Source organism: Bacillus sp. AY18-3 (assembly GCF_008042305.1).
In the GTDB taxonomy this organism is placed as follows: domain Bacteria; phylum Bacillota; class Bacilli; order Bacillales; family Bacillaceae_G; genus Bacillus_A; species Bacillus_A wiedmannii.
Map to the genome: position 1 here is coordinate 1 of NZ_QKQR01000040.1, position 21310 is coordinate 21310.

The window sequence follows — 21310 nt, forward strand, 5'->3', positions numbered from 1 at the left end:
GAGGGACGTTTTATTTATTTATTTATTTATTTATTTATGTATTCTATGTTAGTTTGACGATTCATTTAATGTTGCAATTATTTCATTTGCAGTGTTCTTCCCATTTCCAATACACGCACCAATTCCGACACCGTAATATGAAGCTCCAGCTAAGTATACATTAGGATAAAGATCCGTCATTTTTTCTTGTAATATTTGAACAGCTTGATTATGTTCTAAATGATATTTCGGCATTAAATCTTTCCAATTTGTAACTTCAACTACTTCTGGTTTCCCTTTAATCCCCAGGCTCTTTTCAATATCATATAAAGCGACTTGTACCAATTCTTCTTCACTATAATTTTTAATCGTTGCATATACTGGATTTGTACTCTTATAAAACATTCTTACTAATAGCTTTTGTTTTCCCGATGTATGCTTCCACTTCCGGCTTGTCCATGTACACGCATCACAATGTAAATCACTGTTTTCCGTTACGATAAATCCTGTGCCGTCCGCCGGTAATTGTTCATCAAGTATATCAAATCCTAAGTAAATACTTATAAGAGATGAGTTTTTAAATGTATGAAACTGCTCGTTTAACTCATTAGACCGTAATAAAGTTTCTGCGATATCATGCGGAGCTGCTAAAACAACATAATCAGCTTGGATTGATTCATGATTTGCAAAGGAGATTTCATAGCGATCACCTTGTTTCCTTACAGCAGTCGTTACAGCGCCTTTCTTAACGACTGTCTCAGTCAGCATTTCTTCTAAACGATCAATAATCGTAGATAGTCCACCTTTAAATGATACGAACTTTTTGTTTCCTGCTGATTGAAACTGTTTTTTATTCTCTTCAAAACCTTTAATAATACTTCCATATTTATTTTTATAATCCAGTAAATACGGTAATGTCGATGCCATAGTAAGTTCATTCAATTTACCGGAATATACTCCTGAAAGCACCGGAGCAATTTGTCTTTCCACTAACTCTTTCCCTAAAAAGCTTTCTAAAAATACAGCAAGTGAAGTATCTTTTGTAAACTCTTTATTTTTCGTTATAAAATCTTTTAAAGCAACAATTTTCCCTTTCGTTGATACTAGCGTACTGCTAAACAATGACTCCACACTCATCGGTATCCCAAATATAGTGTCAGATGGAATTGGGTGTAAAGTATTATCAGAATGTATGTAAGAAATACCCGTTTCGTTATATACCATTTCTTCTTCTAAATTCAAATCTTTTACAAGCGGCATAACATGTTCATTACGAGCAACGATAGAATCCGCTCCTGATTCCATAATAAAATCCTTTTCTTCTACACTATGGATTTTACCACCTAAGTACTCTTCTTTTTCTACAAGGATTAAATTTAAATCGATATTATTATCCTTTTTTAATTTTTCTAAATAAAACATAGTAGAAAGTCCCGTTATACCTCCACCGATAACAACAACTGTTTTCATATGTGCTGCGCTCCTAACCGATACAATTAATAATTCCTTTATTATTATACCCAAAAGTCCTTATATTCGACTAGCAGCTTGTGCATTCTGTAAGAAATTAGACAATATATTCGAATATATTTCTGGTTGATCGTTATGCACTAAATGACCAGCAAACGGAATAACAGCAATATGAATATTATCGTTTAATTGTTTGAACGTTGTAGTAGCTGTAACTTCATCTTCTGCATCTCCCCCAGCAATACAAAGTGTAGGTATTTGAAGATTAGCTACATCACCTGTTTCATCAAATGGGTACCAATCTTTAACTTGCCACGATTCAAGTAATGCTTTCCAATCACTTTTCTCATGAATTTCATTCATATACGTTATAACTTCTTTATTTTCCATCAATTCCTGATGACACTTTGCTTCATACTCCTGAGACTCTTCCCAATTTTCTCTCTTAACCGGAAAAATACCTGAAAAAGTTAATGTTCTCACTTTATCTGGATATTTTTTTGCAAATAATAAAGCGACTAATCCTCCTAGTGAAACACCAGCTATATGACATCTATCAATTTGTAAATGTACTAACGTATCATGTAAATCCTTTACAGATCGTAGGAAATAATTCTCCAACGTCCCCCCTGATCTTCCATGTCCTCTTAAATCAGGACGAATGACTTGATAGTTTTTTTCTCGAAAAAATGTTACCTGCTCTTCATACTCTACTAAACCTGTCATACCACCAGAGTGTAAAAGCACAATTGGTTCCCCTTCGCCTGAAATGTGCGTATGTAATATCATATATCTCCCTCCTTCAAAAACAGAATATTCTATCTGTTATTAGTATATAGAATATACATCTGAATTTCCAAATAAAAAAGAACTATAACATTTTCAAATCATGCCATAGTTCTTTTTATTTTAAAAACATAAAGTAATTAATCAATTTGTCTATTTCTTGACTTAATGCCAATACTTTTTCATGTTGAATTCCGTAATCCGATACTAAATATAAAAGTTCTTCTTTCTTTATTTCAATGACTTTTTCCAATTTCACTAATTCCATGTCGTTTTACTTCTCTCTCCAATACTAAAATATATGTATTTTAGTATAGCCTATTTACATAATTAGTAAAAGTAAAATAAGCATGTAAAATCTTACAAATAAAAAAATAATATACTATCAACAAAAAATTTTAAATTTAACCCTTTATACAGATCATTAGACTTCATTATGTATTAATAACAAATCGGAATTTCTCTAATGTAATATCTTTATATTCTGGAGCTCTCTTTATATGATCAAAATAACTATATGAGAATTTAAAAACATGCCCGAAATCCCATTCAAACGCACTATAGTCTTTTAGCCAAAATTGATTTTCTGTTGGTAATAATTAAAGGTAAACGATCTATAGGTGAGTGCAAGTTAATTTCAGTATTCGGCATAAGATATTGACTAGCACGTAACACGTATACTAGTTTTAACAGTGGACGTATCCCTCGTTGGAATATATCTCTATGCCCTAAATCATACATAATATTAATTGCATGAGAAAAAGTAAGCAAATGACCAATTAAATCATGATGCGCTTCCGCTCTATAAATAATATTAAATTGCGAGAGCTCCTTTAAAATAAACTTAGATAATTGTTTCGGATTTTTGAATTCACTTTCTATCTCATCGTTTATACTTAATTGTTTTACTTCCTTCGTCGTAAAACCAATCCACGATCTACCAGGAATTGTTTTTCGAAACGATAATATAAGGTTAGTAATCCCTTCAATTGCTTGATTATTCCCCCATTTTTGTAACTCTTTCATAGCTAATAAACTTAATGCAGCATAAATGACATTATGCCCCACCCAATGAAGTTCATCAATTGTATGCTCCATTGATTTTATAATCAGTTTTTCAGCACTTTGAAAATCAATTTCTTTTTTACTATCGATGATTTCACCTAAGTTTTGATTGTTCAACATCATTTTTGTTTGAGAATACATACTACGATTTATCTCTTCTTCCATATTGTTATCTTTCATAAAAAAATAACTAGCAATTGCAGCTGCTCCGAAATGCGCATGCCAAATATCATTTGTTTGTTTTTTACACTGAGAAATAATTGAAAGACCATCTCTTAAAACCGTTTTATTTTCCATCTATTTTTCCCTCGTAATAAAAATCACTTAATACTCATCCTAAAGATGGTGTCAATACAAATAAAATATGATTGGATTCATCACTTTTATTCAAAAAGCGATGTTTCACATTTGGTGGAATACGTACAACATCGCCTTCTTCTAAAAAATATTCTTTTCCTTCTAACTCCACATACACTTCTCCTTTCATAACAACAGCAATCTCTTCTTTATCTTCATGTGAATAGTGGCTTTCCGTTGTGTTTGCTTGTTTATTTAAATCCATTATTAACATTTCAATTCGTGCTTTCATAAAATCCGGTGTTAATACATCATATACAATGTGATCATTGTTCTCCCGATACACTTTTTTTCGATCTTTTTTCTTAGAAATGAGTGAATCTGTATCAATCTCATTAATAAAAAGTGTAAATAGCGGTACATTTAATGCTTTCGCAATTAATTCCAATACACTTAAAGAAGGATTCGCATATCCTCGTTCAATTTGACTAATTAGTGAAGTACTAATTCCTGCATAATCAGCAAATTCACGAATTGTCATATTATTTTTCTTACGATAACTTAATACAGTTTGTCCGAGTCTATCATGTATCATAGTAAAACCTTCCTTTCGTTCATCATATTGCATGTTTCGTTGTCTTTGTGCTGACATAGTAAACAAAGGCAAATAATCCTTTCCTATCGCCTTAAGGACTTATATACTTACCTTTGTACATTATATCGTATTTAGTTCATTATAATAAACGAACTATCGGAGGGACAAACTGTGAAATCACCTATTCTTTCATATTGCATCTTATTTTTCGGCGTATTCGCCCTATCAACTTCAGCAATTTTCGTAAAATTGGCAGATGCTCCTGCAGCTATCATTGCTTTTTACCGTTTATTTTTTGCTGCACTGATTCTATTACCGTTATTACTATTTAATAAAAATAATCGAAACGAGCTAAAAACAGTAACAAGAAGACAATGGGGATTCGGATTCATATCCGGGCTATTTTTAGCTGCACATTATGTACTATGGTTTGAATCATTACAATATACTTCTGTAGCGAGTTCTACAGTTATCGTAACGTTACAACCTTTATTTTCAATGATTGGTGGTTACTTTCTATTTAAAGAGAGATTTACGAAAGGAGCGGTCATTGGTTGCCTCATCGCTATTTCAGGAAGTATCGTCATCGGATGGCAAGACTTCCAAATTAGTGGAGAAGCATTATACGGAGATATTTTAGCCTTTATTGCGGCCGGAATTATTACCACTTACTTTTTCATTAGCCAACATGTTCGTAAAGATTTATCACTTATACCGTATTCGGTAATTAGTTATGGAAGTAGCGCCTGTTTTCTCGGTATATTTTCCTACATGCAGCAAGAATCTTTCATCCATTACTCTACACAAACTTGGTTGTGTTTTATCGGCTTAGCATTTATTGCTACAATTTTAGGGCAAACAGTTTTTAATTGGTTATTAAAATGGATGAGTGCTACTGTAATCTCTATGAGTATTTTAGGAGAAACGATTGGAACTTGTATACTAGCGTACTTTATATTAAATGAGACTATTTCTTTACAACAAGGGCTAGGCATTACATTTATTTTTATTGGTTTAGCATTATTCTTATTACAACCAAAACTACCGAATCACAACTAACAAATAAAAAAGCATGACATTAATTTGTCATGCTTTTCACTATTCATTATGTACAATTAAACCATCAGGTCTAAAACGACTCATCATAATTTCATTAATAAACTTTCCGTGAGCCTTCAAATTCCCTACTTTTATTCCCTCTTCTACAAATCCAAACTTTTCATATAGCGATTTCGCTTTCGGATTCGTTTCTAAAACACCAAGCTCTACTCGCTCTAACATTAACCAATTATCAGCTAAATCAAGCATTTTTGTAAGAAGTGTTTTCCCAATGCCTTTATTATGATATTCACTATCTACCCCCATAAACAAATCCCCCGAATGAGATCTACGTCCTGGGCTTTGGGTTAATCCAACAAATCCAACAACTTTTCCATCATACTCTGCAACAAATTCAAATTGATTTGGCGCTAAATTACGAATTCTATTTTCCATCGCATCTACACGCATACTAGGTAAGAAAACCATATAAGGTAATACATCATCTTGTATGCATATACGATGAATTGCTCTAGCATCTTGTATTTCTACCGCTCTTAGTTTGATCTCCATATTTTCTCCCCTCCATATTCATAACAATACATTATTCATTCTAGACCCCTGGGTGAAACCCCTTCTCTTCTATATTTCTTTATGTTATTTTTACATAATCATTTCAGTATAACATCCAATTTTTGAACAGCTTATCCTTATCTACAATTTGGTTAACTTTTTACTCTATTATATAACTCCAGCAGATTTTCAATTGGAATACCATTTATTTTCATACCAGTTATATCACAATTTTCTATTTCCATATTTTTCAGATTACTATTACTTATCGCACTACCTTCCAAATCACATCTATTAAATGAAATAGGATGTTTACCTTTTCCAAGGTTTGTATCTTTAAAATGAACTCCACCTAAAGTCACAAAAGAAAATTTACTACCGGAAAGATTTAAATCGGCATATAAAGAACTTTTAAAATTTATATTTCTAAACTTTGATTGACTCACATTACAATTACTCATCTTCAGATTCATCATATTGCTACCAACAAAGGAACTGTTTTTTAAATTCACTTGATAATACTCTGTATTTGCTAGATTACAGTTTTCATATTGGCTATTTTTCATATCATTATTTTTAATCAGGTTCTCTTTAGCTGACTCTACAGTTATTCTTTTTACATAACAATACTCATCTTCAGATTTAAAAATTATTTCATAGCCCATTTTTTCATAAAAATGATGATTATTAAGTTGTCTACTGGATGTTTCGAGATCCCAAACCCTTATGCTTGGATATTCCACTTCAATTGATTTAATAACATGTGATCCAATTCCTTTTCCTTGATAATCAGGATCTACAAAAATACGATCAATTCGACCGTATGACTTACCAGAAATCGTAACTATAATTCCTCCGATTATTTTGTCATCCACTATTACCTTAAAAGAATCCAGTTCTTCGATTGAATATCTCATCATTTCAACTGAAGAATAGCCTGGTGGTTGGATGTTATAGTCAATGACATCACCTTGACCGCATAGCCATCGTTTTGCTTCTTCATCAAATGTTCTTGTCATTATTTCTGTTAACTTTTCAGCATCTAAAATTGTAGCTTTTTCTATAGATATTATTATCATTTTTGTTTTCTCCTTCATTGTTACAAACCATTAACTTTTGTGAACGAAATAGTTATCCATTTACTTTCATTTTTAAATTTTTTCCCATTATTACATATGGAACATCATTTTTACTTGGATGAAATGGCTCTAATACATCAACCCAATCTAATCTTTCATATAAAGAACGTGCCTTTTTATTGTTTATTTGTGTTGTTAAAATACTCGTTCTATTTGAAATACCTTCTAATAACTCATTATGTAATGTTGTTCCAAGTCCGTCATTTCGGTATTGCGGGTGAACTGCTAACTCTACAAATTCAAAACAATCTTCTAACCATTGCTCTACTTGTCCAAAATTTAATGATTTTCTCATTAATTGATTATAGTACTGACCTTCTAATGAGCGATAACCATAAGTAAAACCAACGACTTCATTTACCTCATTCATTGCTACTATACCTTTAAAACCTGTATATTCTATATGCCTATTTATTCGTTCGATCATTTCATTGAAACTTGTTTTCTCAAATGCTCTACAATACAATTTTGCTATATTACGAATTAGGATCTCATCTTTTTCAATGCTCACGAAATTCACCTTATTCCGCCCCCTACTAAAATATTTGAACTCTTCATCAGTTATAAAATAAAGAAAATTAAAACTTTCATATCTATTTACTATTAAACTACAAATGAACCTATATTTTCCACAAATACTTATTTTTATTTTTGAAGGCTAACTTCCTGGTTTTTATCTTAACTTCTATTCCTTGTCGTTTAAGGTTTTTATTTTACATATTACATCTACAAAATATCCATTTACATATTTCTAGAAATACAACCACATACTATACATAAATCAAATGAAATTTGGAGGATGCCTACATGAATAATAAAAATGTAAATAAAAAAGAAAATGTTACCGAAAACGCTACACCTATTCAAAATGATAATACTGCAAATCTTAATATCGAAGAACAAGCAATGAACGGCTTATATGGAATGCCAGAAACTGCTATTGAAGATGCTGATCATGCTGTAACTGATGATTTGACTTCAAAAAATTAATAAAATACATAGAAGAAAGCCAAGGAAAATATCCTTGGCTTTCTTAACTATGCATCCACCTTTTGTACTTCTTCACTCTTTCTTGAAAGCTTTCCTGGCCAAAAAGCAAAGCGACCTAGAACAACTGTAATTGCTGGTACAAGTAATGGTCTAACAATAAATGTATCTAGTAGTACACCAATTGCAGTTACAATACCAAATTGAACAAGAACTTGAATTGGAAGTGTACCTAACACTGCAAAAGTTCCTGCTAAAATTAAACCTGCGGATGTAATGACACTACCTGTTTGTATAACGCCATTTTTTATAGCATCCAAGTGATTTTGTGTCTTTCTGTTTTTCCATATTTCTGAAACCATAAAGATATTATAATCTTCACCTAAAGCAACTAGAAATACGAATGCATACAACGGTATCGCACCTTGAATGGCCGGCGCTCCCATACCATAATGAAGCAATAGCCACCCTGCTCCTAGTGCCGAGAAGAACGATAATACAACAGTTACAATTAAATAAATCATCGCGACAATTGATCGTAAGTAAACAAGTAATAATAAAGCTATAATACTAATCATTACTGGAATGATAACTGCTTCATCACGTTCCGTAATTTGCTTTGTATCATATAATGATGCTGTTTCTCCGCCAATCCATAGTTGATCTTCTGCATTACTAATCCCAGCATCTTTTAATACTTTTTCTACACTACTTTTCAATTTAGGGATTTGATCTAACGCTTCAATTGAGTATGGATTTTCAGCTAAAGAAACCTCATACATTTGTATTTGCTTATTTTCTTTACCCTCTTTTGGGTCTTTTACTGTATTTACAAAAGAAAATCCCTCTAGTTCTTCTTTAATAGGAAGCTCTTTTCCTTTCGTATCAACAACAACTTTTACTGGTGCTAGTTCTCCAGCTGAAAAATGATCACTAATTAACGTAAACCCTTCACGTGAAGGCATATCTTTTGGAAACGATTCTAATAAGTCATATGTGTATTGAATACGTGGTACAAATGAAGCCAATCCACCTAAAACAAATACAGTGAGCATAATTATTGTCCACGGTCTTCGTACTACAACATCTCCAAGTTTTTCACTAAAGGCACCTTTTGATTTTTTAACTTTTACAACTTTCTTTTTCTTTCTAACCCATTCCTCATTCATTGAAGTTGTTCTCGGTATAAATGGGAAGAATGCAGTTCTACCGAAAATTAATAATAACGCTGGTAAAATTGTTAAAGCAGCAATTCCCATTATGAATACAGCAACACTAAATGGTACCGCAAATCGATGAAAGGCACCGTAATGAGCGAGTAATAATGTTCCTAATCCAAGTACAACAGTTAACGCACTCATTATAATTGCTCCGCCAGAAGCTTTAATTGCACGTTGCAATGCTTTATATTTACTTTCTTCCTCTAACAAGTACTCTCTATATCTCGAAATTAAAAATAAACAATAGTCCGTTCCAGCACCAAACAATAATACTGTCATAATGGATATCGCTTGGGCATCTACTTTAATCCATCCGTGATCAGCTAAAAAACCGAGTGTAGGACTAATAATACCGTATGCAAAGCCCACAACAAGTAAAGGTAAAATTGCCAAAATTGGTGAACGATACAGTAAAATTAATAAGACTAATACGAGTAGTACAGTAGCAACTAACAGCTTCACATCAGCTTGACTAAATAAGCTAACCGCATCAGTTTGAATACCTACAGGTCCAGATAATCGAACATGTAAACCAGATTCACTTATTTTTTGTTTAAATGGATCTTCCTTCACCTTACTATTTACTATCTTTCTTAAATCTTCAAGATTTCCTTTTAATATATCTGTTCCGGCAGATTTATTAAAGAATACCGGTGTGACAAATGATGTACCATCTTTTGATGCGCTTTTTGATAATACTTGTTCTGGTATTGTATCAAATGGTGGTAACGTTGATTGTTCTTTTAAAGGACTGGCCTTTAATTCTTTATAAACGTCTTGTATGAGTTTATAATCCTGTGACTGTAATCCACCATCTCTATACCATACTACTAATAAAGGATTCCCTGCATTATTCGGAAACTCTTTTTTCATAAGTGCTTCCGCTTGCTGCGACATAGCTGTTTCAGGTAAATTTTTCGGATTCGGTTCTTTTGTACTATTTACTTGTGGTAACGTAAATGAAAGTAATAATGTAATAAGAATCCATACTGATAAAGTTATCCATTGTGTATGCTTCCCTGCTACAAGCCTCCCTAACATATGTAACGGGTGCTTTTTCATAAAAACCCACCTTCCTTTTCTCTTCCACTATTAATTATATATACCGGTCGGTTAATTAATCAAGAATGAATAAAACTTTGTGTTATAATTATCTCAACAATACATGTCAGGAGCGAATAGATTTGGAACAAAAACAACGTCCTCTCGGAAGGCCTCGTCAAAATAAAAATACAAAATCTACAAAAGAAACCATTTTGGAAGTGGCAACTCGGCTATTTCTTACTCAAAATTATCAAGTCGTTTCCATGGATGAAGTCGCAAAAGTTTGTGGTGTTACGAAAGCAACCGTCTACTATTACTATTCAACAAAAGCAGATTTATTTACCGCTACTATGATTCAAATGATGATACGTATACGCGAGAATATGTCTCAAATCCTTTCTACAAATAAGACTTTAAAAGAAAGATTATTGGACTTCGCTAAAGTCTACTTACACGCAACGATGGATATTGATATGAAGAATTTTATGAAAGATGCAAAACTATCATTATCTGAAGAACAATTGAAAGAATTAAAAGACGCTGAAGACAACATGTATGAAGTATTAGAAAAAGCACTCGATAACGCAATGCAAATTGGAGAAATCCCAAAAGGAAATGCTACATTTGCTGCTTACGCTTTCGTTTCTTTATTATCAATGGGAAATTTTAAGGATGAGAACCATAATGATATTCCTTCAAATATAGATAACTTAGCAAAAGAAATCGTTTCTTTTTATTGGAACGGGTTAGGTCATTAATATTAAATAGATTTTCTTGAATAAAAGAGCATGTTTGAATTTTTTCAAACATGCTCTTTTATTTATTTACTATTAATTAGATTATACTTCAGCTCAGTTTAATAAAAAATTCCTCTTCAACTTTTACAAATTTTGAATTTGAATCTTTATATTCTCCTTACTTAATCCCCCATGGTAACAAACTACCGATTCAATATCAAGATTTGAATACCTCTTCAAAGACTGCTGTGCTTCCTTAACATTTAAAGTTGTTGGGACGTGAATTCCTCCTAACTGTCCATTCACACTATACATAGAATCTCCTGCAATAAGGGTTTTACTTTGTTTCAAATATAAACTAATATGACCTGGAGTGTGTCCTGGGGTATATAGAATTAGTATCCCACCGCAATACGGAAGTTCTTGCCCATCAATCACAATATCACTCACTTTTCCTTTTGGTGGATTCTTTACTTGTTCATCCTTCAGTAAAGGAAACTCCCCTTCAATATAAGGTTTATCTAGCTCGTGCGCATAAACTTTAATATCACTTACACCATTCTCCAATAAATCAGGAAGGCTACCTATATGATCTATATCCTGATGTGTCAAAATCACAACTTTTAGCTTATCAAAAGATACTCCAACTCTCTCCATCTCTATTTGTATATCTTCAAATTGTCCAGGGAAACCAGTATCTATTAACACTGCCATTTCATCATCCCATAAAAGAATTGGGTGAATAATAAATTCTTGAAACTCAAGTTGTAACATTTCTACCCCTTTAGCAATCTCCATATAGTCAGTCTCCTTTATGATGAAGTTTGAAAATATGCACAAGTACATCGGAAATATAAAGCCACACTATCTTTTAATAGGTTTTGTCATCCCAATAGAGAATGCCTCAAACCCTTTAGATTCATAATAGGATTGCAATTTTCCCACACACATAAGTTGAGGAATAACCTTATTTAGTTCACAGTGCTGGATTAATCGTTCTACGATTTCTTTTCCAATACCAATGGACTGATAATCTTGCAATACACATATACCACAAATAACGCCTGTTATTACACCATCTGATATAATACGCCCCATCCCTACTAATTTCTTATCATCAAAAGCATAAATTGCATACCAACTTTGTTTACACATTTGTTCCAATTCATTGAGCGTTAATTTAAGAGAATTCCATCCTAAAGATTCATATAACGCTAATAATCCATTGAAATCTGTTGGGTGTTCAATTGTGTAATTTATACTATTATTCATGTAAATACTCCTTATCCTATCGTTTGTTTGTATTTCATAAAATTACCCTAATATGAAATTACCTTTAACAAACTTCCATAAGAACAAAATAACTCCTTCTCAACATAAAATAAAAAGAAGTTAACCTCACATCAGTTAACTTCTTTTATATAAATCTATCATTATTTTATCAACCAAAAATCATACAACTACAGACGATAAGAACAAACAAAACTAATAAACTATTTGAGAAATAACCCATAGAATACTACCCCTTTATTTCATTATGTAAAAGATTTTAACATAAAATTATTTACAACATAATAACTGAAAAAGACATTGCATGCGTTAGTTATATATGTTTAGTAATATTTTATTTTTGGTCATATTCTTCTTGCCTAAAGCGACTTCTTATACTCCAATACTTAAGTTCATATAACCTCAAAACAATATAAATAAAGAAGACCTCGACATATCGATGTCTTCTTTTCAACTATGCTAATTGCTAACTCATGTTTTTTATTGAATAGATATAAAACCTTTACAAACAGGGCATATAAGTAAGGCATTCTCTACTACATAAATATTTAATCAGATCATTAACACCTTTCCTTTATATTCTTTAAATCTCATCCTCAGTTATTTTAATAGATTTCTTATTCGAAAAAAGATTTTTAAAAATTCCTATCCCTATAATTAATAGACCTATACCAACTAATTTATTTATTTGTAATGGAATGCTCTCCATTCCAAATAATCCAAATATATCAATGCATAACGCAACTACTAATTGAGTTATTAGACTAATGAGCACCGTATATGCTGGACCTAAGCTCTTTATTGCACCCATTATACAAATAATTAATCCGATACCAAACAACCCACTTACATAAAACAAATAATTTGTAGTGTAAAAATTAACGCTTATACTTTTCTCTGTAATGATATAAAATAGCACTGAACTTATAAGGCCTATTCCAAGAACACATGTAGTTGTTAACCACTGCCCTACATTTTCATTCACTTTCGTATTAAAAACAGATTGTAAGCTAATTAATATTCCTGCTAATATAGCTAAACTAAATCCAATCAAAATCTTCCTCTCCCTTTCATTACTCATAAATATTATCTTTAGCAACTTCCTTCATTTTAAAAAAGTCTTTAATTACAATAACTCCATTTCTCTTTTCAATTAATTTTTCTTTATAAAATTTTTGTAACACCCGAATTACGTGCCGATAACTTACTCCTATAAAATCCGCAATACTTGATATCGAAGTTGCATCCAAATCTTTTTTATACATATTCCCGTTACTATCAGTAGAAATAGAAAGTAAATAACTAGCTACACGTACTTCTACTGGATAAAGTAAATTAAGTGCTGTAAAACGAGTCGATATTTTTAATGTGTTTGCAATGTTTTCAAGCAAGAAGTTCATAAATATAGGATCATGTAATAACTTATTTCTAATTACAGCATGAGAAATAGAGATGGCTATAACATCTGAACAAGCTTCAACGACATTATGCGCTTTGCTATTTTGTATTAATTCAATATCACCAACAACTGCCAATGGATTGATAAAACGAAGGATCAGTTTCTTTCCCTCTGGTGTAATCGTATAAACTTTTACTTTACCTTTAACAACAAAATATAAACGATCCATTGCGTCATCTATATTGCAAATAAGCTCGCCTTTTTCAAAATGATTTACTTGCAAATAAGCTGTATCTATTTCTGAAAAAATTTCAAGCATTTTATTAGTTTTCAAATAATGGATAATTAACTCTGATCTATTCCCCACTTTCATTTCCTCCTTTCATTTACATATTAAATACAACAATACCTATAATCATTACTATTGTTCCCACAATATGATATCTCTCCATCTGTATCTTTTTTATTTGAAATAATCCTTTCATCTCAATAAGAGTTGCTGTTAATAATTGAGCAACCATAAGTGTTCCCGCTGTTAATGTAACTCCCATTGCATGTATCGCTACTGTTTCTGCACAAATGATTAACCCACCGAGTGCACCAGCTACTAAATATATTTTTTTCACATCCTTCAAATCCGCTATTTTCTCTTCTTTCTTTAACAATAATATTGTTGTTGCAATAATGAATCCAATTAAATGCGTAATAATACTTGTCGACCATATACCGATATGTGAACTAAGTTTCGCATTAAATGTGCCTTGAAGTGTAATAAATACGCCAGCAAATACAGCAAATACAATACCTTTCAAAAAATCATCTCCTAACCTTCTATTTCTGACTTAATTAAACGCTATAATCCTATAAAAGCAAAAGGACAAATGTCACATCAGTATGAAAATAGCTACAAATGAACAATAAAAAACACAACTCAAAATATTTGAGATGTGTTTTTTACTTTATCGTTATATAATATTTTAATAATTATAACTACGCTATATTAACAGGTTTATTCTTCATAACAAACTTTCCAAATAAGAAGCGCACAAGTGGCCCCATAATAATTAATTGTAATGGATACGCCAAAATGAAATTTTTAATGAAAATTGAAAAATACATCGATACAAATGAGTTTCCTTGTAATCCACCATGTAAATACATCATAGCCATTCCGTAAAAAGACATAAAGAAAACCATTCCGATTACCATAGCTGTCGCCATCGCAACTATAATATTTATTTTCTTCGATTTATCAAACGGTAACATGAATACAAGTTTTTTCGCACAAGGTCCAACGATACATATTTCAATTAATAATGCAATAATGAATCCAATTATTAGTTCTAATGCGATCTCCTTAATATGAATTGGCCCTCCTGCTCCATTCAGTAATAAATTATAAAACGTCATTACAATAACCATCCCAAGGCACATCATCATACCAAATTGGAGGTTTTCCTTTCTTGTTGTTGGCAATTTCTATCATCCTTTCTGTTTAAGTCATTGTCATTATATCGATTATGGAAACCTCTTCGTAAGTGAACATTTTGTGAACAAATTTAAAGCGTTATCATATATTCACTATACTTTCTGATCAAATTCTCACTCTTACTTATAAAGGTTTTATATATTTCAATGTTGAATTACTAAATTTAACATTAAAATACATTACTACTAGGAGGATAACCATGAATGACATAGAATTTTACGTATACCACATCGTTACAAGGGAAAAAATGAATATTGGACAAATCATTCATTTCGATAAAAATCAAACGAATACCCTCTTTCATTTCTTTTTTGAAAGGGAACATTTGAATTCTAACGGTGAAGATCCCATGCAAATTTTAAAAGAACATTATACAAATGAAGAATTACATATAAATAATGAAAATGCTAAAGTAGTTATGAATTATATGGATCAAACAATTAGAGCCGTTAGAGAAACGATTGTAGAAATGGTAAGACTACAAGAATTCCCTGAATACCCTTCAAGAATATCTTGTTTATATGCTGCAAAGAGCTATGAAGATGCTTTAAAATGGAAAGCATTATTTGATTCTTACAATCGAGAAGTTTTGCAGATTGTTAAACTACGAGTAATTGGAAATTGTTTTGAAGGTGACGGAAATCTTTTACCGAAAGAAGATGGTATTCCTTTCTCTCAAAAAATTGAACAAGCAAGAGAGTATTGGAAAGGAACTGTAAATAATGAACTTCCGGAATTACTAATAAACGGAAAAAGTGAAGTGGTGGAAATCATTGATGATTTTTCCACAATTCATATTTAATTCCTTACTAAATCATATAGGATGGGGATTACAATGAGGGAAAAAGTGTACTTCAATCATGATGGTGGTGTAGATGATTTAATTTCACTATTTTTATTACTCCAGATGGATAATGTCAAGCTTACAGGTGTTTCAGTTATCCCTGCAGATTGCTATTTAGAACCAGCAATGTCTGCAAGTCGCAAAATTATTGATCGCTTCGGCAAAGGAAATATTGAAGTAGCTGCATCAAATTCCCGTGCAAAAAACCCATTTCCAAAAGATTGGCGGATGCATGCATTTTATGTAGATGCTTTACCCATTTTAAATGAGTCTGGAAAAGTTGTAACACCCGTAGCAGAAAAACCTGCACATCATCATTTAATTGAAACTCTACTACAAACTGAAGAGAAAACAACTTTATTATTTACAGGGCCTCTTACCGATTTAGCGCGTGCACTATATGAAGCACCTGTAATCGAGGGGAAAATTGAGCGCCTTGTTTGGATGGGAGGAACATTTCGTACTGCCGGCAATGTACATGAACCAGAACATGATGGAACGGCTGAGTGGAATTCGTTTTGGGATCCTGAAGCAGTAGCTCGTGTGTGGGAATCAAAAATTAAAATCGACTTAGTAACGCTAGAAAGTACAAACCAAGTTCCATTAACTATAGACATACGTGAAAGTTGGGCAAAAGAGCGTAAATATATTGGTGTTGATTTTCTTGGTCAATGCTATGCAATGGTACCTCCTCTCGTTCACTTCTCAACGAACTCAACTTACTATTTGTGGGATGTATTAACTGCTGCGTTTGTCGGAAACACTAGCCTTGCAAAATCACAAACGATTAATAGTATTGTTCATACATATGGACCTAGCCAGGGGCGTACGGTGGAAACTGTTGCTGGACGACCTGTAAATGTAGTATATGATGTAAACCACAATGGATTTTTTAACTATATAACTGAATTAGCGAAGAAAGCTTCCACTTGAACCACTATCTATATGAAAAATAAATAGAATGGCATTATTTCAGACGATAAACCCCATATTTAGAATTTGTTTGAAACTACATATTTAACTATTGAAAAGAGTATTGAATTAACTTTCAATACTCTTTTTATGCAGTTTAATTATATTTGATTAGTGTAGTGTCTTACTAATTATTCATTTCATAACCATTTACAAAAAACGTAATTGTTTCTAATTCATCTTCATTTAATTCTCTATTTACGTCTCGTTTATACGCTTCCTTTATGTTTTCTTCATCGCCTTTATGAATTTCTGTATAAGTTCCTACTGTTTTTAACAAATGCATTTCTTGTAAAAACTCATCCCGACTTATAGCTGTCCCATGAGAAAGAATATAAGTTTCAGCATCAAATGACTCCAATTCTTCGATTAATTTGAACGTTCGTTTCGTCGTATAGTTCCATTTTGAAGAAAAGATATCTGCATATATACAGTCTCCTAAAAATAAAATCTTTTCTTCTTTCACGTAAATAACAACTGAATCATGTGCATGATCTCCGCCGACATGTTTTAACACGCATGTCACTTCACCAAGGTCTAATTCAATTTGATCCTGGAACGTTAAGGTCGGAGGAATAATTTTAATATTTCTCGCTTTTTCTTCAAACTCTTTTTTAATACAATCTGCACAAAATGCAATTTCAGTACCATCTTTTACGCGTGCGTCCAACGCTTCATCTGTCCATTCATAAGATACTAGTGGCTGCATTTCTTTCTTCGTTTCTGCATGCGCAATAGTTAATGCATCTTGTAGTACAGGCAACCCAAAAATATGATCCCAGTGCCAATGCGTTAATGCTACGAAATCAGGACTTGATACATTCTGTTCTTTTAGCATTTCTAAAAATAATTGTGCATGTTCTTCTGAATTCCCTGCATCAATCATTAAATTTTTTTCTTGTCCAACGACCATTCCTAATATAGGTCTATCTGTTTCAGAAACAGGTGTCATATACCAAAATGAGTTTCCTATTTTTTTAATTTGCTGCATAATTAGCTCCTCCATTTATTAATAATCAGTTTAAACAAATATATGTATGCCACTTGATAGATTATAGCTAGTGTTATTGAAATCTTTATCCAGCGAAAAACGGGATAATTATCAAAGGACAGAATAGATTATCGTTTTAGTTCCAATTTTTTTCGTTTCTATAATGTTCTCTTTCTATTGGTGATAACATTTTTGCAATGTTAGGACGTTTGAATGGAGATAATAAAATTTCATCAAAATAATCTTCTTTATAATATACATTCCAAGGTATAAGTCCATAATATGCATTTGCTAACTCAAGAAGAGTACCATCACTATAACTCATCGAGCCAGCAACACCAAGTCCGCTATGTTGCCAAGGAATTTCGTCTATATTAATCCTAATATCTATATTCCCTACTACCTTCCAATCACCCTTGTCTAATGAACTTGAAAGCAATGTTAGTATAGAGATAAAAGGATGATTTGAAATCTTTTCTACAGCTGGGATAGTCTCAGTATTCAAATTAAATAATCCACAAACCGGACTACCATATGACTTCCGTAATACCTGCCCAAATACATATGTATCATCTCTAAGATTCAGTAAAAATATGTCTCCCGCTTTCCACTTTTGCTTTTTAGGACGTTTGTGAGAAAGGAGTTTGTGTCCTGCTTCTGTAATTTCTACTTCTGAAATCGTTTCATTTATTAATCCATTAATAATTACAGCAATCTTAAGTATAGTAAATGCATTCGTTGTACGAATTACTACCTCACTAGAATCTTGACTAAAATCAATACGCTTGTATAAATCTTTTTCTATTTCGTTTCTAAGTATTTTACGAAACTGTTTTAATGCATCATAGTTTGTTTCAACTTTTAATATCTCTGCCAAGTCCTCCGTAATAAAAAAGTATGAGGTTGTAGCATCTGGAAGAAAAATATCTATTTTACCTAATGAGACAATCATGTATAATTCACCCACTCAAAAATAATAATTACTGATTTTCTTTAACACGTAGTACCTTCTCCTTTCCATTTAAATATACATCCCAATCATAGTCTTCAATTTTATAGAATCTACCTTCATCATTTCTTTCATATGCACATAAAGGTGGTTCCTCAAGAAAGTTTAAAATAGAATCATCCATATTCAAAATGACTCCAATTGAAATAATTTGAAAGTTTTTAGGATTATTGACATAGTCATCACTTTCATAGCCACTTAATATTGACCAACCAGAGTCACCTTCTTCTCTTGAACCCTCATTAAGAATAAAGTTAAATTCTCTTTTTTCAAGTACATCATCACTAACAATTACCTTCGTATCAAAATAAAAATCCCAATCTTTTGAAGCTGGATCATTATATTCCGTATCACATATATTTTCAATTCCAAATGAAATTTTATCACCTATTTTTAAATCTAAACGATATGGCTCATTGATCAGTTCCCCTACAAACTTTTTCTCATTTCTTTCAGTGATTTCCACCCACATTCGTTCACCATGAAACCCATCTTCGTCTTCGATTTTAGTTACAAAAATTAACTTTACCAAATCTCCAACCTTTAATTTCTCCAAAACTTCTGAGCTAGGAAGATAGAATGTATAGGGCGCTTCTTTATTTATTTCATAAACATTATCTAAGTACCAAGTCATCTTTTTCTCTCCTTAAAAGCTTTTCACACTCATATTTTAAAAATAACACTATTTTTTCTTCCGGCAAACTACTACCATAGAATAGCAGTCTTCCCCTAACTCATTTCCTTCCCAATCATTATATATATGTAATAATTCAAAACCATTCACTACTAATAATCTTTCTAACTCCTGTGGATACGTATAGCGAAGATCAATCGTTGTTTTCAGTTCTTCTACTTGCATATCACCCTCATAAAATCTTCTTGTTGTTATGTAATGCTGTATTTGCTGAATTGAATCGTATGTCATTTCAATATATAGATCGCATTTTCTTTCCTTTTCATCACTAATAGTTGTCCAATATTCTTCTGTAGATGGTTGTATTAATTCTTCTTTTGAAGGAAAACGTGTATCGAATATAAATATACCATTATCAGCTAACACATGATGAATAGATGTTAATAACTTATTTTGATCTGTATTCGTAAGAAAGTGTTGAAATCCATGACCAACCATAAATGCTAACAGAATTGTTTCTTCAATCTTTAATTGTAAACAGTCTTGTTGTAACCATTTTACTTTTTTACAATCCATAGATTTTCTCTTTGCTTCAGCAAGCATACCTTCATGTATATCTACACCAATCATTTGATATCCGTTTTCTATAAATGGAATTGTAACCCTTCCTGTTCCGCAGGCAATATCTAGAATCCATTCATTTTGTATATTTAGTTTTTGTGCCCATGATAGTAAGAACGGAAAATCTGACAGACTTTTATTTTCTATATCATATCGTTTTGGATTTTCGTATTCAGATAGACTCCATTTTGTTTGCAAACGTATTCCCCATTTCATATTTCCACTTAAGTTTAATATATAAATTATAACGAATTATTAGTTTTTTCTCTATAATCAAACATAATTACTTGGACTAATCTAACTTTCCTTTTCGTAAGCTAAAAATAAGTGGAAGAATCGGAGTGTGATACGATGGAACGATTATGGATTCCAATGATTGTTACGTTTTTTTCATTTGGTGGATTACTATTAGGCGGTGCTGTCGGCATTGCTACGCGCCAACTAATTGAAGAAAAAATGCATCGTTTATATGCATTATGTGGCGGAATTTTGCTTGGCCTTTTATCCCTTGAAATTATTCCTGAAACATTTGCAAGCTATGAAATAATTGGGCCTATACTTGGTATAGCTATCGGTATTTTAGTTATGAGCTTATTAGATAACTATTGTCACCATCCAATGATACATAAAAAAGATCAACAAGCGTGGCAAACTTTCCTTTTTCTTTCTTTTGCTATATTTATTCATAATTTGCCAAGTGGATTTGCTTTAGGTACAGCTTTTATTAATCATGCTGAATCTGCAGTTCCTTTTTTAATAGCAATCGTTGTTCACCATATTCCTGAAGGATTAGCTTTAATTATCCCCTTTCTCTTTACAAAGCATAAATATATTTCATTTTTACTAACAACTTTATTACTTTCACTTATTCTCGGTACCGGTACTGTTTTTGGTATTTTGATGGAAGGAAAAGCTCTTCATCTACAAGGGCTCATTATGGGAAGTGCTATCGGTTCCCTTGGCTATGTTACAATTCATGAAATGCTTTGGAAAGCAAAGAGACAGCTCTCTTTCCTGACATTTTTAACATGGGCAACTAGTGGATTTTTACTAATAACAGTATTTACACTATTCGCTGGTCATCATTAAAGATAATAATATAATCATTTGTATATTTTTCCTTTTTCTCCA

General features: G+C 31.9%; 24 protein-coding genes and 1 pseudogene. 6 read left to right on the top strand and 19 right to left on the bottom strand.

What is annotated here, in order from left to right; genetic code table 11:
- Nucleotides 1-48: 48 nt before the first annotated feature.
- The 5 genes and pseudogenes from DM800_RS27305 to DM800_RS27325 all read right to left on the bottom strand — a co-directional run bounded on the left by DM800_RS27305 (nucleotide 49) and on the right by DM800_RS27325 (nucleotide 4192).
- Entirely contained in the window at nucleotides 49-1449 is a 1401-nt protein-coding gene (locus tag DM800_RS27305; protein WP_147788035.1) for a protoporphyrinogen oxidase, read from the bottom strand.
- A gap of 60 nt (nucleotides 1450-1509) precedes the next feature.
- Nucleotides 1510-2238, bottom strand: coding sequence for an alpha/beta fold hydrolase (locus DM800_RS27310; RefSeq protein WP_147788036.1), 729 nt, complete (start codon nucleotides 2236-2238; stop codon nucleotides 1510-1512).
- Between the two features lie 115 nt (nucleotides 2239-2353).
- On the bottom strand, nucleotides 2354-2503 hold the full coding sequence (locus tag DM800_RS27315; protein WP_000424361.1) for an aspartyl-phosphate phosphatase Spo0E family protein: 150 nt from the start codon (nucleotides 2501-2503) through the stop codon (nucleotides 2354-2356).
- A 166-nt stretch (nucleotides 2504-2669) separates the two neighbouring features.
- Nucleotides 2670-3597: pseudogene (locus DM800_RS27320) on the bottom strand (hypothetical protein).
- Between the two features lie 34 nt (nucleotides 3598-3631).
- Complete coding sequence (locus tag DM800_RS27325; protein WP_000581036.1) at nucleotides 3632-4192, bottom strand: helix-turn-helix domain-containing protein; 561 nt, start codon at nucleotides 4190-4192, stop codon at nucleotides 3632-3634.
- Between the two features lie 171 nt (nucleotides 4193-4363).
- On the opposite strand from DM800_RS27325, the gene DM800_RS27330 reads away from it, so the two are divergent.
- A complete protein-coding gene (locus tag DM800_RS27330) occupies nucleotides 4364-5251 on the top strand; it encodes a DMT family transporter (RefSeq protein WP_147788037.1) in 888 nt (295 codons plus the stop codon).
- A 39-nt stretch (nucleotides 5252-5290) separates the two neighbouring features.
- Here DM800_RS27330 and DM800_RS27335 read toward each other — a convergent pair whose 3' ends face one another.
- The 3 genes from DM800_RS27335 to DM800_RS27345 all read right to left on the bottom strand — a co-directional run bounded on the left by DM800_RS27335 (nucleotide 5291) and on the right by DM800_RS27345 (nucleotide 7462).
- The gene (locus tag DM800_RS27335; RefSeq protein WP_088063334.1) at nucleotides 5291-5803 is read right to left on the bottom strand and encodes a GNAT family N-acetyltransferase; all 513 of its coding nucleotides are present in this window, start codon (nucleotides 5801-5803) and stop codon (nucleotides 5291-5293) included.
- A gap of 152 nt (nucleotides 5804-5955) precedes the next feature.
- The gene (locus DM800_RS27340) at nucleotides 5956-6882 is read right to left on the bottom strand and encodes a GNAT family N-acetyltransferase (protein WP_147788038.1); all 927 of its coding nucleotides are present in this window, start codon (nucleotides 6880-6882) and stop codon (nucleotides 5956-5958) included.
- 52 nt (nucleotides 6883-6934) lie between these two features.
- Entirely contained in the window at nucleotides 6935-7462 is a 528-nt protein-coding gene (locus DM800_RS27345; protein ID WP_098191264.1) for a GNAT family N-acetyltransferase, read from the bottom strand.
- Nucleotides 7463-7749: 287 nt separating this feature from the next.
- Between DM800_RS27345 and DM800_RS27350 the strand changes: the two genes are divergently transcribed.
- Nucleotides 7750-7932, top strand: coding sequence for a DUF4021 family protein (locus DM800_RS27350; protein WP_088081732.1), 183 nt, complete (start codon nucleotides 7750-7752; stop codon nucleotides 7930-7932).
- Nucleotides 7933-7979: 47 nt separating this feature from the next.
- On the opposite strand, the gene DM800_RS27355 is transcribed toward DM800_RS27350, so the two are convergent.
- The gene (locus tag DM800_RS27355) at nucleotides 7980-10211 is read right to left on the bottom strand and encodes an MMPL family transporter (protein ID WP_147788039.1); all 2232 of its coding nucleotides are present in this window, start codon (nucleotides 10209-10211) and stop codon (nucleotides 7980-7982) included.
- A gap of 116 nt (nucleotides 10212-10327) precedes the next feature.
- Between DM800_RS27355 and DM800_RS27360 the strand changes: the two genes are divergently transcribed.
- Nucleotides 10328-10951, top strand: a complete 624-nt coding sequence (locus DM800_RS27360; protein WP_147788080.1) for a TetR/AcrR family transcriptional regulator — start codon at nucleotides 10328-10330, stop codon at nucleotides 10949-10951.
- Nucleotides 10952-11074: 123 nt separating this feature from the next.
- Here DM800_RS27360 and DM800_RS27365 read toward each other — a convergent pair whose 3' ends face one another.
- From DM800_RS27365 to DM800_RS27390, 6 genes are all read right to left on the bottom strand, one after another.
- A complete protein-coding gene (locus DM800_RS27365) occupies nucleotides 11075-11728 on the bottom strand; it encodes an MBL fold metallo-hydrolase (protein ID WP_147788040.1) in 654 nt (217 codons plus the stop codon).
- A gap of 66 nt (nucleotides 11729-11794) precedes the next feature.
- A complete protein-coding gene (locus DM800_RS27370; RefSeq protein ID WP_147788041.1) occupies nucleotides 11795-12202 on the bottom strand; it encodes a GNAT family N-acetyltransferase in 408 nt (135 codons plus the stop codon).
- A 601-nt stretch (nucleotides 12203-12803) separates the two neighbouring features.
- Nucleotides 12804-13274: a DMT family transporter gene (locus DM800_RS27375; protein WP_147788042.1), complete on the bottom strand. Its 471-nt coding sequence runs from the start codon at nucleotides 13272-13274 to the stop codon at nucleotides 12804-12806.
- A 19-nt stretch (nucleotides 13275-13293) separates the two neighbouring features.
- The gene (locus DM800_RS27380) at nucleotides 13294-13992 is read right to left on the bottom strand and encodes a Crp/Fnr family transcriptional regulator (RefSeq protein ID WP_370512879.1); all 699 of its coding nucleotides are present in this window, start codon (nucleotides 13990-13992) and stop codon (nucleotides 13294-13296) included.
- Nucleotides 13993-14005: 13 nt separating this feature from the next.
- Nucleotides 14006-14431, bottom strand: coding sequence for a DMT family transporter (locus DM800_RS27385; protein WP_147788044.1), 426 nt, complete (start codon nucleotides 14429-14431; stop codon nucleotides 14006-14008).
- A 178-nt stretch (nucleotides 14432-14609) separates the two neighbouring features.
- On the bottom strand, nucleotides 14610-15095 hold the full coding sequence (locus DM800_RS27390; RefSeq protein WP_147788045.1) for a DUF2798 domain-containing protein: 486 nt from the start codon (nucleotides 15093-15095) through the stop codon (nucleotides 14610-14612).
- A gap of 212 nt (nucleotides 15096-15307) precedes the next feature.
- Between DM800_RS27390 and DM800_RS27395 the strand changes: the two genes are divergently transcribed.
- Both DM800_RS27395 and DM800_RS27400 read left to right on the top strand, forming a co-directional pair.
- Nucleotides 15308-15910 carry a DUF2441 domain-containing protein gene (locus DM800_RS27395; RefSeq protein ID WP_147788046.1) on the top strand — a complete coding sequence of 201 codons (603 nt, stop codon included), beginning with the start codon at nucleotides 15308-15310 and terminating at the stop codon, nucleotides 15908-15910.
- 33 nt (nucleotides 15911-15943) lie between these two features.
- Nucleotides 15944-16885 (top strand): nucleoside hydrolase, encoded by a 942-nt coding sequence (locus DM800_RS27400; protein WP_147788047.1) that lies wholly within the window; start codon nucleotides 15944-15946, stop codon nucleotides 16883-16885.
- 166 nt (nucleotides 16886-17051) lie between these two features.
- Here the strand turns inward: DM800_RS27400 and DM800_RS27405 are convergent, their stop codons facing one another.
- From DM800_RS27405 to DM800_RS27420, 4 genes are all read right to left on the bottom strand, one after another.
- Nucleotides 17052-17915, bottom strand: a complete 864-nt coding sequence (locus DM800_RS27405) for an MBL fold metallo-hydrolase (protein WP_147788048.1) — start codon at nucleotides 17913-17915, stop codon at nucleotides 17052-17054.
- A 136-nt stretch (nucleotides 17916-18051) separates the two neighbouring features.
- On the bottom strand, nucleotides 18052-18867 hold the full coding sequence (locus DM800_RS27410; RefSeq protein WP_106383287.1) for an Imm26 family immunity protein: 816 nt from the start codon (nucleotides 18865-18867) through the stop codon (nucleotides 18052-18054).
- Nucleotides 18868-18895: 28 nt separating this feature from the next.
- Entirely contained in the window at nucleotides 18896-19558 is a 663-nt protein-coding gene (locus DM800_RS27415) for an immunity protein Imm33 domain-containing protein (protein ID WP_147788049.1), read from the bottom strand.
- Nucleotides 19559-19606: 48 nt separating this feature from the next.
- Nucleotides 19607-20395: a class I SAM-dependent DNA methyltransferase gene (locus DM800_RS27420; protein WP_147788050.1), complete on the bottom strand. Its 789-nt coding sequence runs from the start codon at nucleotides 20393-20395 to the stop codon at nucleotides 19607-19609.
- A 135-nt stretch (nucleotides 20396-20530) separates the two neighbouring features.
- Here DM800_RS27420 and DM800_RS27425 point away from each other — a divergent pair, with 135 nt between their 5' ends.
- Nucleotides 20531-21268 carry a ZIP family metal transporter gene (locus tag DM800_RS27425; protein ID WP_147788051.1) on the top strand — a complete coding sequence of 246 codons (738 nt, stop codon included), beginning with the start codon at nucleotides 20531-20533 and terminating at the stop codon, nucleotides 21266-21268.
- The last annotated feature ends 42 nt before the right edge of the window (nucleotides 21269-21310 follow it).

Bases quoted from the DNA above. Each gene is read 5' to 3' on its own strand.
- DM800_RS27335 (WP_088063334.1), bottom strand. From the start codon at position 5,803: ATGGAGATCAAACTAAGAGCGGTAGAAATACAAGATGCTAGAGCAATT.
- DM800_RS27355 (WP_147788039.1), bottom strand. From the start codon at position 10,211: ATGAAAAAGCACCCGTTACATATGTTAGGGAGGCTTGTAGCAGGGAAG.
- DM800_RS27315 (WP_000424361.1), bottom strand. From the start codon at position 2,503: ATGGAATTAGTGAAATTGGAAAAAGTCATTGAAATAAAGAAAGAAGAA.
- DM800_RS27310 (WP_147788036.1), bottom strand. From the start codon at position 2,238: ATGATATTACATACGCACATTTCAGGCGAAGGGGAACCAATTGTGCTT.
- DM800_RS27410 (WP_106383287.1), bottom strand. From the start codon at position 18,867: ATGATTGTCTCATTAGGTAAAATAGATATTTTTCTTCCAGATGCTACA.
- DM800_RS27305 (WP_147788035.1), bottom strand. From the start codon at position 1,449: ATGAAAACAGTTGTTGTTATCGGTGGAGGTATAACGGGACTTTCTACT.
- DM800_RS27350 (WP_088081732.1), top strand. From the start codon at position 7,750: ATGAATAATAAAAATGTAAATAAAAAAGAAAATGTTACCGAAAACGCT.
- DM800_RS27380 (WP_370512879.1), bottom strand. From the start codon at position 13,992: ATGAAAGTGGGGAATAGATCAGAGTTAATTATCCATTATTTGAAAACT.
- DM800_RS27340 (WP_147788038.1), bottom strand. From the start codon at position 6,882: ATGATAATAATATCTATAGAAAAAGCTACAATTTTAGATGCTGAAAAG.
- DM800_RS27405 (WP_147788048.1), bottom strand. From the start codon at position 17,915: ATGCAGCAAATTAAAAAAATAGGAAACTCATTTTGGTATATGACACCT.
- DM800_RS27370 (WP_147788041.1), bottom strand. From the start codon at position 12,202: ATGAATAATAGTATAAATTACACAATTGAACACCCAACAGATTTCAAT.
- DM800_RS27325 (WP_000581036.1), bottom strand. From the start codon at position 4,192: ATGATACATGATAGACTCGGACAAACTGTATTAAGTTATCGTAAGAAA.
- DM800_RS27400 (WP_147788047.1), top strand. From the start codon at position 15,944: ATGAGGGAAAAAGTGTACTTCAATCATGATGGTGGTGTAGATGATTTA.
- DM800_RS27420 (WP_147788050.1), bottom strand. From the start codon at position 20,395: ATGAAATGGGGAATACGTTTGCAAACAAAATGGAGTCTATCTGAATAC.
- DM800_RS27425 (WP_147788051.1), top strand. From the start codon at position 20,531: ATGGAACGATTATGGATTCCAATGATTGTTACGTTTTTTTCATTTGGT.
- DM800_RS27365 (WP_147788040.1), bottom strand. From the start codon at position 11,728: ATGGAGATTGCTAAAGGGGTAGAAATGTTACAACTTGAGTTTCAAGAA.
- DM800_RS27395 (WP_147788046.1), top strand. From the start codon at position 15,308: ATGAATGACATAGAATTTTACGTATACCACATCGTTACAAGGGAAAAA.
- DM800_RS27415 (WP_147788049.1), bottom strand. From the start codon at position 19,558: ATGACTTGGTACTTAGATAATGTTTATGAAATAAATAAAGAAGCGCCC.